Here is a 12,453-nt window from a genome sequence, read left to right as displayed (position 1 = left end):
TCAGCTCCCGCCGGGCATGGCCCCGGACAGCCGCAGGATGTCGATGAACCCGTCGATCCCGGCCGGTACGGTCCAGTCGGTGTCGCGCAGCGCCGCCAGGTCGACCGCGGCCCGCGCCGCCACGTCCGGCACGCCCGCGTCCACGGCCTTGGCCAGCACCGCCCAGCCCGCCTCCCAGCGCCTGCGGCTCAGGTTCCCCTGGACGGCCGACACGATCGCGGTCAGGAACGCCAGCTGCCGGTCGCCGCGCTCGGGCAGGGCGAACGCGTCCGGGTCGGCCAGGACCCGGTCCGGGTCGGGCAGGTCCAGCTCCTCCAGGTACGACAGCAGCTCGATGCCCGGGCCGTCGCCGATCGCCCCGACCACCGCCGCCGCCAGGCCCTCCCGGCCCGCGTCCGTCGCGTACCCGGTGGCCAGCAGCCGCAGCGCCATCTCCCAGGTCCGCGGCGACGGCCACGCCCCGCCCCGGCCCTCGGCGTCGGCGGGCAGGTGGTGCGCCAGGCCGGGCCGCGCGGTCAGGAACCCCGACACCGCGCCGCGCGCCCGCGCGACCGCGCCCGGCACCTTGCCCGGGTCGACCACCGGGATCCGCACCGACGGCCAGGTGCCCGCCATGCCGCGCGCGACCGTGCGCGGCTCGTGCGTCCAGTGCAGGTGGACGAACCGGTTGGCCAGCGGCGGGCTCAGATGCCAGCCGTCGGCCGCGCTCGACGGCGGGTTGGCCGCCGCGACGATCCGTACCGGCTCCGGCAGCGTCAGGCTGCCCACCCGGCGTTCCAGCACCACCCGCAGCAGCGCCGCCTGCACCGCCGGCGGCGCCGACGACAGCTCGTCGAAGAACACCATGCCGCGCCCCGCGGCCGCGAGCCGCACCGCCCAGTCCGGCGGCGCCATCGGCACCCCGGACGTCGCCGGATCGTCCCCGATGATCGGCAGCCCGGCGAAGTCGGACGGCTCGTGCACGCTGGCGATCACCGTCTCCAGCGGCACGTCCAGCCCGGCCGCGAGCTGCTCCATGCCCGCGGACTTGCCGATGCCCGGCTCGCCCCACAGCAGCACCGGCAGGTTCGCGGACACCGCGAGCGCGAGCGCGTCGTGCTGCGCGCTCTCCGCGGGCTCGCTCCGCCACGCGCGCGCCCGCGCGTTCAGCTCGTCGGCCGCCGCCAGCGGACCGGAGGGGTACGGATCCAACGCTCGTCCTTTCTCGTTCAGTGCAGCCGGCCGAAGACGTCGTACTTGATCATCTCTTGGAGGCCGGGGAACTCGCGCGTGACGCGCTCGGCCAGGAACACCAGCTCGGGGCGGCCGTTCCGGCGGACCATGTTGCGGCGCCTGATCACGCTCCGCAGCGACAGGTCCCAGCGATCCAGCACGTCGATCCGGGCACCGGCCGCCAGCAGCGCGCGGACGAGCTCTTCGGAGCCGTGCTCGCCGGCCGCGAGGTGCAGCGGGGTGCGTCCGGTGCGGTCGCGCGCCTCCAGGTCGAGCCCGGCCGCGAGCAGCCGCGGGAGCAGCTCCCGGTGGTCGACCTTGTGGAGGTAGTGCAGCAGCGTGCGCCTGCGCCCGTCCCGCACGTGCGCGTCGGCGCCCTCGTCCAGGAGCAGGAGCACGCCGGGGGTGTCACCGTGCTGGGCGCGCAGGAACAGCTCGTCCCGCTGCTCGCGCAGGCCCCGGGGGAGCCGGCCCGTGCCCAGGTTCCACGCCCGCTCGGCGGCGAAGCACCCCGCCACCGGACCGCCGAGCGCGGCCATCGCGCGCTCCCGTTCGCGTTCGCCGCGGTCGTGCGGTGTCCGGAGCCCTTCGCGGTCGGGGCGCACCTCGTGCCACCCGTCGCGGCAGCGGACGCGGACGGGCTCCGGGCGCGCGGGCGCGGGCGGCCCCACGGGGCCGGTCGCGGGCGGGCGTTCGGGGAACAGCGCCGACCGCACGAGCGGATGGAGCTCCTCCGGCGTGATCAGGCCCGCCCGCAGCAGGTCGAGATCCGGTGGCCGGAGGCATCCGTGCGGGAGCGCGGCGGTGCGCCGCTCGCCGCGGACGGCGAAGAGCACGATCCCGGACGCGCCCCGGCCCTTGTCCCGGCGCAGGCCCACCGCGGGTGACCGGCCGCCCGGGCGGGTCACCTCCCATTCGGCCTCCTCGCGCTCCAGTCCCTGGACCGGCCACCGCCGCTGCGGCAACTCGGCGGGGAGGCGGGCGGCGGCGAGCGGGACGCCCGCCAGCGCCGCCAGGGGCAGGGGCGCGTCCCCGCCCGCGTCGATACCGATGCCGGCGCTCTCGAGCGCCGCCTCGATCCGGCCCGCGTCCAGGAGCCCGGTCACCCACTCGGCGTGCGCGACGGGATCGTCGGGGCCGGGGTCGTGCCGGGGCTTCTCCCGCTCGCCGAGGGGAGTGCCGTCGCGGTGGAAGAACGGGGCGCGGTCGCCGCCCCCGCAGCGCCGCAGCAGCTCGCCGGTGTGGCGGGAGTCCCACAGATGCCGGAAACGCAGCCAGTAGTCGTACTGGAGCGGGCGGCGGCCGAGGGCGGCGCGCGGCACCCCGAAGCCCAGCCGCAGCCGCTGCGGGCCGTCGACCAGGGTGGGCGTCTCGACGTACAGCAGGTGGCAGTCGCATCCGCAGCAGATGCCCGTCGCGTCCAGGCTCTCCGACTCGAAGTAGTCCGCCAGCAGGACGACCCGGCGGGCGGCGACGGTCGTACGGCCGTGGCCCGTCCTGGGAAGGTTCCAGCGCACCAGGTCGGGAACGAGATGGCGCAGGTCCTCGGCGACGGCGGCCGCCATGGCGGTGCCATGGTCGCGGGCGATCTCGTCGAGGGTGAACGCGACGTCGACGTTCGCGGCGGCGCACGCGGCGCGCCAGTCGCCGTCGAGGCGGTGCGCGGTGGCCCGCTCGATCATCCAGCGCGGTACGGCGTGGCGGCGGATCCGCCGCCACGCGGCCAGGTGGGCGCCGCCGGTGTCGATCAGTAGTCCTCGTCGTAGGACCAGTAGCCGCCGCCGGCGTCGGGGTGCTCGGCTTCGAGGCGGACCTTCAGCCAGTCCAGGTCGGTGCGCTTCCACCGCTTGATCAGGTCGATCAGGCCGAACTCCATGTCGTCCACGACGTCGAGCCGGGCGCCCGCGTCCACCAGCGCGCGCACGAGCTCCGGGGAGCCGTGGTCGCCGACGGCCATGTGCAGCGGCGTGCGGCCGCCCTGGTCGCGGGCCTCCAGGTCGACGCCGGCCTTCAGCAGGCGGGGGAGGAGCTCCTCATGGTCGAGGAGGTGGAGGTAGTGCAGCAGCGTGCGCTTGCGCCCGTCGAGAAAGCGGGTGGCGGCGCCGGTGTCGAGCAGGTGGAGGACGGCGGGGGTGTCGCCGTGCTGCGCGTGCAGGAACAGCGCCTGCCGCTGCTCGCGCAGCCTGCGCGGCAGCCGCCCCTCGGACGTGCGCCACGCCGTGTGCACGGCGAAGCAGCCGGTCACCTCGCCGCCGAGGGCCTCCAGGGCCTGCTCGCGGTCCCGCTCCTCGTCGGTGTGCGGGATGCGCAGGTCGCCGTCGCGCACGGCGATCTCGTGCCATTCGCCCTTGCAGCGCACCCGTACGGGCTCGGGCGCCGCGGGCTCGGCGGGCGGGCCGGCGGGACGGTCCGGGTACGGGTACGCCGGGAAGAGCGCCGACCGGACGAGGGGGTGCAGGTCGTCCGGGCCGATCACCCCGGTACGGAGCAGGTCGAGGTCGGGGAGCCGGCGCCAGACCGGCCAGGGAAGCGCGTGGGCGCCCTCCGCCCGCTTCGTGTCCACCACCTGGACGCGGGGCCGCTCGCCGAGTTCGATCAGGGTGGCGCACCGCCACGTGCCGGCGACCTGGAACCGGTCGCCGCCGATGCGGCGGGCCTCCGGCACGATCCGCTCCAGCGCGAGCGGCAGTCCCGACAGGACGGGGCGCGGCTCGGCGTTGTAGTAGCTCGGCACGTCGGGCGGCGTCAGGTCCAGCTCGATGCCCGCCGCCTCGAACGCCGCCTCCAGCTCGCCGCGGTCCAGCAGCAGGGTGGTGAGCTCGGTACGGCCGGGCGCGTCCCCGGAACGGCCCAGCTCCGCCTCGGCGAGCGGCGTGCCGTCAGGGTGGAAGAACGGGGCGCGGTCCGTGCCGCCGCAGCGTTCGAGCAGCTCGGCGGTGTGCCGGACGTCCCAGAGATGCCGGACGCCGGACCAGTCGACCGTGTGCGTGAACCCCTCGCCGCCGTCCTGGACCGGCTGGAACCGCAGCGTGAGGTGCTGCGGCCCGTCGGCCATCGTGGGGGTGAGGACGTGCAGCGGCACGCCGCCGTACTCGCCCAGCACGAGCGCGTGGCGCACGGCGATCGTGCTGCGGCCGCTGCCGTACCGGGGGAAGTGCCAGCGCAGCAGGTCGGGCGCGAGGTGGCGCAGGTCGTCCTCGACCGCCGCCGCGACCTCCGCGCCGTGCTCGCGCGCGATCGACGGCGGGTCGACGGCGACGCGGACCCGCGCGGCCGCGCACGCGCCCGCCCAGTCGCCGGCGAGCCGGCGCTCGGTGGCCTCCTCGATCATCCAGCGCGGCACCGCGTACCGGCGGACCCGCCGCCAGTTCGGCAGCTCCCTCAGGGCGTTCCCGCTCACCGGTAGACGCTGCCGATGGCCTGCATGTTGGGGTGCGTGCGGCCGGCCGGGCGCAGCCGCGGCGCGAAGGCGCGCTTCACCTTGCGCGGGACGCCCGGGCCGAGGCCCACGTACTCCAGCCGCGTGTCGTCGGGCACGTGCGACAGCAGCGTCTTGGCGCCGCGGCCGGTGATGCCGGTACGGCGCAGTTCGAGGCGGCGCAGCGGGCTGCCGGGCAGCGCGGCGGCGAGCGCGGCCGCGCCCTCGTCACCGGTGGCGTTCGGCGGGGCGCCCAGCGCGCGCTCGGACGGCGGGCGGCCCAGGTCGAGCGACTCGATGCCCTCCAGCGCCGCCGCCAGCGCGCGGGCGCCGGCCGGGCCGATGCCGTTGCCGCCGAGCCCGAGCCGTACCGGACGGCCGGGGTCGGCCGCCGCGGCCAGCACGGCGGCGCCCTCGTCGCCCAGGTGGTTGGCCGACATGAACAGCTCCCGGACGCCGCCGTCGCGGATCAGCGCCGCCAGCAGGTCCGCCTCGTCGGGGCTCAGGCCGTTGCCGCCGAGGAACAGCCGCTCCAGCGGCGCCGGGCGGTCGAGCAGCGCGTCCAGCAGGGCGCGCAGGCCCTCGCCCGTCACGCCCGTGTTGACCAGGTCGAGCGTGCGGACGGACGTGTTGCGGCGCAGCATGCCGGCCATCGCCCGCGCGCCCTCGTCGCCGACCGGGTTGCGCTTGAGCCACACGGCGCGGACGGTGCCGTCGCCGGCCAGCCGGCCGGCGAGCGCGGCCGCGCCGTCCGGGCCGATGCGGTTGCAGCCCAGGTAGAGGGTCTCCAGGCCGTGGCCGGGCTCCAGCGCGGCCGCGACCGAGCGGGCGCCCTCGTCGCCGATGGCGTTGGTGCCGAGCAGCACGTGCACCGCGTGCGGGGACGCGACGGCGGCGGGCAGCAGCCTGGCCACGCCGGGCGCGCCGAGGCCCTGCTTGCACAGGTCGACCCGGCCGTCCGCGCGGAGCGTCCCGAGCGGGAACGTCTCGTCCGCCTCGACCCCGGCGGGCGCGGCCAGCCGGGCCAGCAGCGGGTCGAGCCCGGTCGGGTCGGCGGCCGGCACGTCGGGGTGCTCGATCGCCGGGCAGCGTACGGGCGTAGGTTCTGCCATCACCACTCCACCGGTCGGTAGTCCTTCAGGAACAGCCCGGACAGCCGCTCGCCGTCCGCGACGCCGCGCACCACCGGGTCGTACACCCGGGCGGCGCCGTCGATGACGTCCAGCGGCGGCCGGAAGCCCGCCTCGCGCTGCGCCAGCTTGGCCGGATGCGCCCGCTCGTCGGTGATCCACCCGGTGTCCACGCTGGTCATGTGGATGCCGGCGGCCGCGTAGTCGGCGGCCGACGTGCGGGTCATCATGTTGAGCGACGCCTTGGCCATGTTGGTGTGCGGATGCCGGACGGTCTTGCCGCGGCGGGAGAAGCTGCCCTCCATCGCCGAGACCTGGACGACGTAGCGGTCCGGCCACGGGGACGCCTCCAGCAGCCCGCGCAGCCGCGAGGTCAGCAGGAACGGCGCGAACGCGTTCACCATCTGGACCTCCAGCCACTCGCCGGGATCCACCTCGTGCAGCCGCAGGCTCCAGCTGTTGCGGTCGCGCAGGTCGAGCGGCTGGCCCGTCTCGTCGGTGCGGCCCGCGGGGAACACCGCCTCCACGGCCGCCGGCTCGGCGCCGCCGAGCGCGGGCAGCAGGTCGCCGGTCCGGTGCTCGGTCACCTCGATCCGGGCGGCCGGCCCGGTGAGCGCGGCCTTCTCGGCCGCGCGCACCTCGCGGTGGTACGCGGCGGGCCGCCGGATCGTCTGCGCCGCGTTGTTGATCAGGATGTCGAGATGGTCGAACCGCTCGTGCACCGTGCGCAGCAGCCCGGCCACGCCCGGCAGGTCGAGCAGGTCGACGCCGTGCACATGCAGCCGGCCGAGCCAGTCGGCCGCGTCGGGGACCTCGGCGAACCGCCGGGCGGCGTCGCGCGGGAACCGGGTGGTGACCATGACCTCGGCACCGTCGCGCAGCAGCTTCAGCGCCACCTGGAAGCCGATCTTCACCCGGCCGCCGGTGACGATCGCCCGCCGCCCGGTCAGGTCGCAGCGCGCGTGCCGGCGGGCGGCGTTCTCGGCCGCGCACGGCGGGCAGAGCATGTGGTACTCGGCGTGGATCTCCCGGTAGAGGTCCTTGCAGACGTAGCAGCGGCGCTCGTTGCGCAGCCGCCCCGGCGCGGACTCCGGTGCGGACTCTGGTGCGGACTCCGGTGCGGGGAGCGCCGGCGCGGGCGCCGGGTCCTGGTCGCGGAACCGGGCCGTCGCCGCCGTGACCTCGCGATCGTGGCGGCGCCGCTCGGCCCGCCGCTCGAGCTTGCGGGCCTTCTTGGCCGCCTGGTGGACGAGCGTCGCCGCGTCGCCGACCTCGCGCCAGCGCGGGTCGCCGGGCGCGGCCGTGCGCGCCCACGCCAGCACCCGCAGGCAGGCCTCGATGTCGGCGTCGACCGGCGTCATCGGGGCTCCTACGACCTCTCCAGAAAGACATGCACGTGAGACCGGCCGGATTCGAACCGGCGTCCTCCAGCCTGGCGTGCTGGTGCGCCTCCACTGCGCTACGGCCTCATGGAACCGCACCATAGCGGGCACGTCCGACAACCTGCCATCGCATTTCGATCACCCCCGCCGCCCCCGCGAGGGGCCGGCGAGAGTGATCGTGACAGGGCCGGCCGGATTCGAACCGGCGTCCTCCAGCTTGCAGCTAAGGCGCGACGACCTCTGCGCTACGGCCCTGCCGCGCAGGAGCATATCGATCATCACCGTCATTCCGCCCGCCGAACGACGATTCGGGGCGCGGCGTGATCGCGTTCACCCGAATGGGCACGGCGGGGGGCGGGTATCAAGGCACCTCGGCTTGACCCCTTGACGACGGGAGGATCCATGAGGCTGGAGCCGCGAACGGACACGGCCGCGGGAACGGTGCCTCCGCCGCCGGCCCCGCATCCCGCCCCCCACCCCGAGCCGCGGCCCTCGCCGCCGCAGCCGGGCCCGATCGTGCCGCCCGCGCCGGGGCCGGGGCCCGGGCCGGGGCCGCAGCCGGAACCCGAGCCGGTCTGATGGACGCCACCGGCGGCGGCGACGGCACCGTCACGGTGGTGTTCACGTGGGACGTGCGCCCCGGCCGGGAACGCGAGTTCGAGAGGTGGGCCAGCGGGATCAACCAGGCCGGGGCCCGCTGGCCCGGCCATCTCGGCGCGACCTGGCTGCGCTCCGAGGGCGCGCGCTACCGCTACTACACGGTCCTCAACTTCACCGACAGGGAGCGGCTGGACGCCTGGCTGGACTCGGAGGAGCGGGCCGGCTGGCTCGACCGCCTCGACGGGATCGCCAAGGGGCACCGGCACCACACGACCGGGCTGGAGACCTGGTTCAGCCTGCCCGGCGAGTCCGTCCCGGCGCCGCCCCGCTGGAAGATGGTGGTCGTCACCTTCTGCGCCGTCTACCCGATGAGCCTGCTGATCCAGCTGATCGTGGTGCCGCCGACGCAGCCGTGGCCGGTGGCGCTGAAGGCGGTCGTGTTCCCGCTGCTACTCGTGCCGGTGCTCACGTACGCGCTGATGCCGTTCCTCAGCCGGGTCCTGCGCCGGTGGCTGTACCCGCAGGGCCGCGACCTCCCGCCCGCCAGCCCGCAGGAACGGGACGTCCCGTGACGCGAGGAGCGCGGCCGGGCCGGCCGCGCGCAGGACGACGTCCAGGACGCGGTCCGGGTCGGCGGCGTAGCAGTTGCTGAACCACCCCTCGTTGGCCTCCACCACCGCCGGCCGGCCGTCGATCACGCCGATGTCGACGACGGCCGCGCTCGGCAGCCCGGCGGCGGCGTGCCGGAGGAGGCCGGCCGCGAAGCCCTCGATCTCCCGGCGTTCCGGGAGGTCCGCCAGCGGGGCCGGGTCGAGGATCCCGTACGAGCGGTAGCGGCTCGCGGCGCGGACCGTCCCGTCGAGGATGTGCAGGCGGTACTCCTCGGCGAACGTCACCGGCTCGGCCACCAGGACCGGCAGCGACGCCGGCGCGTCGCGGGGGAGCGCGCCGCCGGAGGCATAGACGCGGGCGGGGAACGCCTTGCCCGCGGCGGGCTTGACGAACGCGGGGTCGTCCAGGCCGTAGGCGCCGGCCAGCGAGGTGAGGCGGACGCGCCTGCGCGTGAACTCCTCCGGCAGGCCGGCCAGCCAGCCCGGGGACGGGTCCAGCAGCGCGATACCGAGCGCCGCCGCGACCTCGTCCGCGAACGCCTCGCCCCCGTACAGGTGCGCCCGGCCGTGCAGCTCGGCCGGGACCGGACGGCGCGTCAGCTCGCGGACCTCCAGTCCCCGGCGGCGCGCGGCCCGGGCCAGCAGGACGGCGGTCGTCGTCGGGGCGGGCGGCAGCACGAGCACGGCGGATCATCTACAATCGGTTGACGGAACGTCAGGAGATTGTCAAGACTGCGGGACGGGGCGTGATGAGCGAGCCGGTCGTGTCGCGGCGGCGCGAGGTCAGCCACACCAGCGCCCGCTCGCTGCTGATGACCGTACTCGGCGAGTACGCGCTGCCGCGCGGCGCCCCCGTGTGGACCTCGGTCCTGGTGGACGCGCTCGCGCTGCTCGGCATCGAGGAGAAGTCGGCGCGCCAGGCGCTGGCCCGTACCGCCGCCGAGGGCTGGCTGGAGTCCGAGCGGGTCGGCCGCCGGGTGCGCTGGGAGCTGACCGGGCCGGGCCGCCGGCTGCTCACCGAGGGCGCGCGGCGGATCTACGAGTTCGGCGACGGCGGCCCGTCCTGGGACGGCACCTGGCTGGTGGTCCTGGTCTCCGTCCCCGAGGCCCGGCGCGACCTGCGGCACCGGCTGCGCACCCGGCTCAGCTGGGCCGGGTTCGGCTCGCCCGAGTCCGGCGTGTGGATCACCCCGCACCCCGACCGCGAGGACGAGGCGCTCGGCGTGCTGAAGGAGCTGGGGCTGGCCGACGGCGCGATGTCGTTCACCGCGTCGTACGGCGCCGTGGGCAGCCAGGACGCGATGGTCGCCCGCGCCTGGGACCTCACCGGCCTGGAGGAGCGCTACGAGGCGTTCATCGCGGAGTTCGGCGCGCTCGCGCCGGACGGCGGGGACGCGGTGCTGGCCGCCCAGACCCGGCTGGTGCACGAGTGGCGCCGCTTCCCGTTCCTGGACCCGCGGCTGCCGCGCACCCTGCTCCCCGACGACTGGAGCGGGGCGCAGGCCGCGCAGCTGTTCCACGACCGGCACGCCGGGTGGCGGCCCGCCGCGCAGGCCCGCTGGGACGAGCTCGCCTCCTGAACCCGCCCCGAGACGCGCGCGCTCAGACGCCGAGCCCCGGGAAGACCTTGGCGGCGTTGCCGGACAGCACGGCCCGCAACGTGTCGCCGGGCAGTCCCAGCTCGCGCAGGGCGGCCACGTTGCGCGCGGTGCCCGGCACGCCCGGCCAGTCCGTACCGAAGATCATCCGGTCCGCGAGCCGGGGCAGGCCGAAGCGCGCGTAGTACTCCGGCAGCCTGCGGGGCGGCAGCCCGGCCAGGTCCAGCCACACGTTCGGCTTGGACAGTGCCAGGAACGCCGCGGTGTCGTACCACCAGCCCCGGCCGCCGTGCGCGAACACGAAGTGCACGTCCGGGAAGTCCTCGATCACGTCCAGCATCAGCTGCGGGTCGCCGTACCGCGTCCGCGAGCCGGGGAAGCTGGAGGTCCCCGAATGGAGGATCACCGGGACGCCGCGCTCGCCGCACAGCGAGTACAGCGCGTACAGCTCCCGGTCGGCGGGCGAGAAGCCGCCGTGCACCGGATGCAGCTTGACCGCCACCGCGCCGAGGCCGAGCTGCCGTTCGGCCTCGGCGGCGACGGGATGGTGCAGGTGCGGGTTCACGTTGGCGACCAGCCGGAACCGCACCGGGTTGTACTCGACGATCGGCAGCACGTCCTCGACCGGCTGGATCCCGGTGGCGCGCGGGCTGTACTCGCAGAACAGCAGCGCGCGGTCGACGCCCTCCGCCTCCATCAGCGCGTCCAGCCGCTCCGGCACCGGATCGCCGCGCCCGTCGTAGGCGTCCCGCCACGGATGCGGGCCGGAGAACCGCTCCGCCCACTCCAGCCAGGACGGCTTCAGCGTGGACAGCCGCGGCGCGTGCACGTGCGCGTCGACCACGGGCTCACCGTCGATCAAACCGCCTCCTCCGGTTCCACCGGCTCTCCCGGTTCCCCGGGTTCCCCCGGCTCCGCCAGGGACTCGGTACGGGCCAGCTCCCGCAGCACGTTGCGGCGGATCTTGCCGGTGGCGGTCTTGGGCAGCTCGGCCAGCTCCACCACGCCGCGCGGCCGCTTGAACGAGGCCAGCCCCTCCCGGCACCAGGCGATCAGCTCGCCCGGCTCGACCTTGCCGCCCGGCATCGGGACCACGCACGCCACCGGCCTGTCCAGCCCGTCGGCGTCCGGCACGCCCACCACCGCGACCTCCGCCACGTCCGGATGCGCCAGCAGCCGCTCCTCGACCTCGGTGGGGGAGACCCAGATCCCGCCCGCCTTGAGCAGGTCGTTGGTGCGGCCGAGACAGGTGTACGTGCCGTCCTCGTTGCGGACGTAGGTGTCGCCGGTCCGCGTCCAGCCGCCGAGGAAGACCCGCCGGGTCGTCTCGGCACGGCACCAGTAGCCGACCGCCGCCGACTCGCCCCGCACGTACAGCTCGCCGGGCTCGCCCGCGGCCTCGACCACCGCGCCGGCGGTGTCGCGCAGTTCCACGTCGTAGCCCGGCACGGGAACGCCCGACGACCCCGGACGCACCCGCCCGGCGCGGTTGGAGATGAAGATGTGCAGCATCTCGGTGGAGCCGATGCCGTCCAGGACCTCGACGCCGAAGCGGTCGCGCATCCCGTGGAACATGCGCGGCGGCAGCGCCTCGCCCGCCGACACGCCCTGCCGCACGGTCGCGAACGCCCCGTCCGGGACGCCCGACGCCAGCAGCGGCCCCCAGAAGCTCGGCGTCCCGAACAGCAGCGTCGCCCGGTCCTCGGCGGCCCGCCGGGCGAACAGGTCCGGGGCCGGCCGGGACGGCTCCAGCAGCGCCGCCGCGCCCACCGACAGCGGGAAGAACATCGAGTTGCCGATGCCGTAGGCGAAGAACAGCTTCGCCACCGACAGGCACCGGTCGCCCGGCCCGATGCCGAGGACCCGCTGCCCGTACAGCTCCGCGACCAGCCGGATGTCGACGTGCCGGTGCATCGCCGCCTTGGGCCTGCCGGTCGTGCCGGACGTGTAGAGCCACAGCGCCGGGGACTCCGCCCAGGACGGGTAGGGCTCCGGCCCGCCGCCCTCTCCGCTGGCTTCGCTCGCTTCGCCCGCGTCCAGGAACGCCCGCCACGTCCGCGCCTCGACGTGCTCCGGCAGGGCCGTGAGATCGTCCCCGGTCAGGACGGCGTGCCGGACCTCCGGGGCCTCCGCCAGCGCGCCGCGCACGGCCGGCCCGAACTCGCGGGAGCCCAGCAGCACCCGCGCCCGCGAGTCGGCCACGAGCGTGCCCAGCTCGGGGCCGGTGAGCATGGTCGAGCAGGGGACGGCGACCGCGCCGATCCGCATGGTGGCGAGCAGGGCCGCGAACAGCTCGACGCCGTCCGCCATGCACATCGCGACCCGCTCCTCGGGCCGCACGCCGAGCGCCCGCAGCCCGGCCGCCACCCGGCCGACCTCGCCGGCGAGCTCCGCGTAGGTGAGCGACCGGCCGGGGGCCACCACGGCCGTGCGGCCGCCGTTCCCGGCCCGCAGATGCCGGTCGACCAGGTAGTCCGTCGCGTTGAACACCTCAGCCATGGC

At 75.9% G+C, this 12,453-nt stretch carries 9 protein-coding genes, 2 tRNA genes and 1 pseudogene; 2 read left to right on the top strand and 10 right to left on the bottom strand.

Going from position 1 to position 12,453, the window contains the following annotated elements; all coding sequences use genetic code 11:
- The 7 genes from AB0881_RS08800 to AB0881_RS08770 all read right to left on the bottom strand — a co-directional run bounded on the left by AB0881_RS08800 (nucleotide 1) and on the right by AB0881_RS08770 (nucleotide 7,397).
- Nucleotides 1-1,191 carry an AAA family ATPase gene (locus AB0881_RS08800; protein ID WP_366615474.1) on the bottom strand — a complete coding sequence of 397 codons (1,191 nt, stop codon included), beginning with the start codon at nucleotides 1,189-1,191 and terminating at the stop codon, nucleotides 1-3.
- 17 nt (nucleotides 1,192-1,208) lie between these two features.
- Nucleotides 1,209-2,894 (bottom strand): ankyrin repeat domain-containing protein, encoded by a 1,686-nt coding sequence (locus AB0881_RS08795; protein ID WP_366615472.1) that lies wholly within the window; start codon nucleotides 2,892-2,894, stop codon nucleotides 1,209-1,211.
- Between the two features lie 65 nt (nucleotides 2,895-2,959).
- Nucleotides 2,960-4,612 (bottom strand): ankyrin repeat domain-containing protein, encoded by a 1,653-nt coding sequence (locus AB0881_RS08790; RefSeq protein ID WP_366615471.1) that lies wholly within the window; start codon nucleotides 4,610-4,612, stop codon nucleotides 2,960-2,962.
- The gene (locus AB0881_RS08785; RefSeq protein ID WP_366615469.1) at nucleotides 4,609-5,742 is read right to left on the bottom strand and encodes a gala protein; all 1,134 of its coding nucleotides are present in this window, start codon (nucleotides 5,740-5,742) and stop codon (nucleotides 4,609-4,611) included. Before AB0881_RS08785 ends, AB0881_RS08790 begins: the two co-directional genes overlap by 4 nt.
- Nucleotides 5,742-7,121 (bottom strand): SDR family NAD(P)-dependent oxidoreductase, encoded by a 1,380-nt coding sequence (locus tag AB0881_RS08780; protein WP_366615467.1) that lies wholly within the window; start codon nucleotides 7,119-7,121, stop codon nucleotides 5,742-5,744. Before AB0881_RS08780 ends, AB0881_RS08785 begins: the two co-directional genes overlap by 1 nt.
- 36 nt (nucleotides 7,122-7,157) lie before the next feature.
- Nucleotides 7,158-7,229 (bottom strand) — tRNA-Gly (locus tag AB0881_RS08775).
- Nucleotides 7,230-7,324: 95 nt separating this feature from the next.
- Nucleotides 7,325-7,397, bottom strand: a tRNA-Cys gene (locus AB0881_RS08770).
- 323 nt (nucleotides 7,398-7,720) lie between these two features.
- On the opposite strand from AB0881_RS08770, the gene AB0881_RS08765 reads away from it, so the two are divergent.
- Entirely contained in the window at nucleotides 7,721-8,314 is a 594-nt protein-coding gene (locus AB0881_RS08765; protein ID WP_366615465.1) for an antibiotic biosynthesis monooxygenase, read from the top strand.
- Between the two features lie 48 nt (nucleotides 8,315-8,362).
- Here the strand turns inward: AB0881_RS08765 and AB0881_RS08760 are convergent.
- Nucleotides 8,363-9,031, bottom strand: a pseudogene (locus AB0881_RS08760) (ATP-grasp domain-containing protein); the annotation flags it as partial.
- Between the two features lie 71 nt (nucleotides 9,032-9,102).
- Between AB0881_RS08760 and AB0881_RS08755 the strand changes: the two are divergent.
- Complete coding sequence (locus AB0881_RS08755) at nucleotides 9,103-9,933, top strand: PaaX family transcriptional regulator C-terminal domain-containing protein (RefSeq protein ID WP_366615463.1); 831 nt, start codon at nucleotides 9,103-9,105, stop codon at nucleotides 9,931-9,933.
- Nucleotides 9,934-9,955: 22 nt separating this feature from the next.
- Here AB0881_RS08755 and AB0881_RS08750 read toward each other — a convergent pair whose 3' ends face one another.
- Nucleotides 9,956-10,813, bottom strand: coding sequence for an amidohydrolase family protein (locus tag AB0881_RS08750; protein ID WP_366615461.1), 858 nt, complete (start codon nucleotides 10,811-10,813; stop codon nucleotides 9,956-9,958).
- Nucleotides 10,810-12,450 carry a benzoate-CoA ligase family protein gene (locus AB0881_RS08745; protein ID WP_366615459.1) on the bottom strand — a complete coding sequence of 547 codons (1,641 nt, stop codon included), beginning with the start codon at nucleotides 12,448-12,450 and terminating at the stop codon, nucleotides 10,810-10,812. Before AB0881_RS08745 ends, AB0881_RS08750 begins: the two co-directional genes overlap by 4 nt.
- Nucleotides 12,451-12,453 lie beyond the last annotated feature (3 nt).

This window comes from Spirillospora sp. NPDC029432, assembly GCF_040703975.1.
Lineage (GTDB): Bacteria > Actinomycetota > Actinomycetes > Streptosporangiales > Streptosporangiaceae > Spirillospora.
The sequence above is the reverse complement of the archived record's forward strand: the minus strand, read 5'-3'. Positions and strand labels throughout refer to the sequence as shown.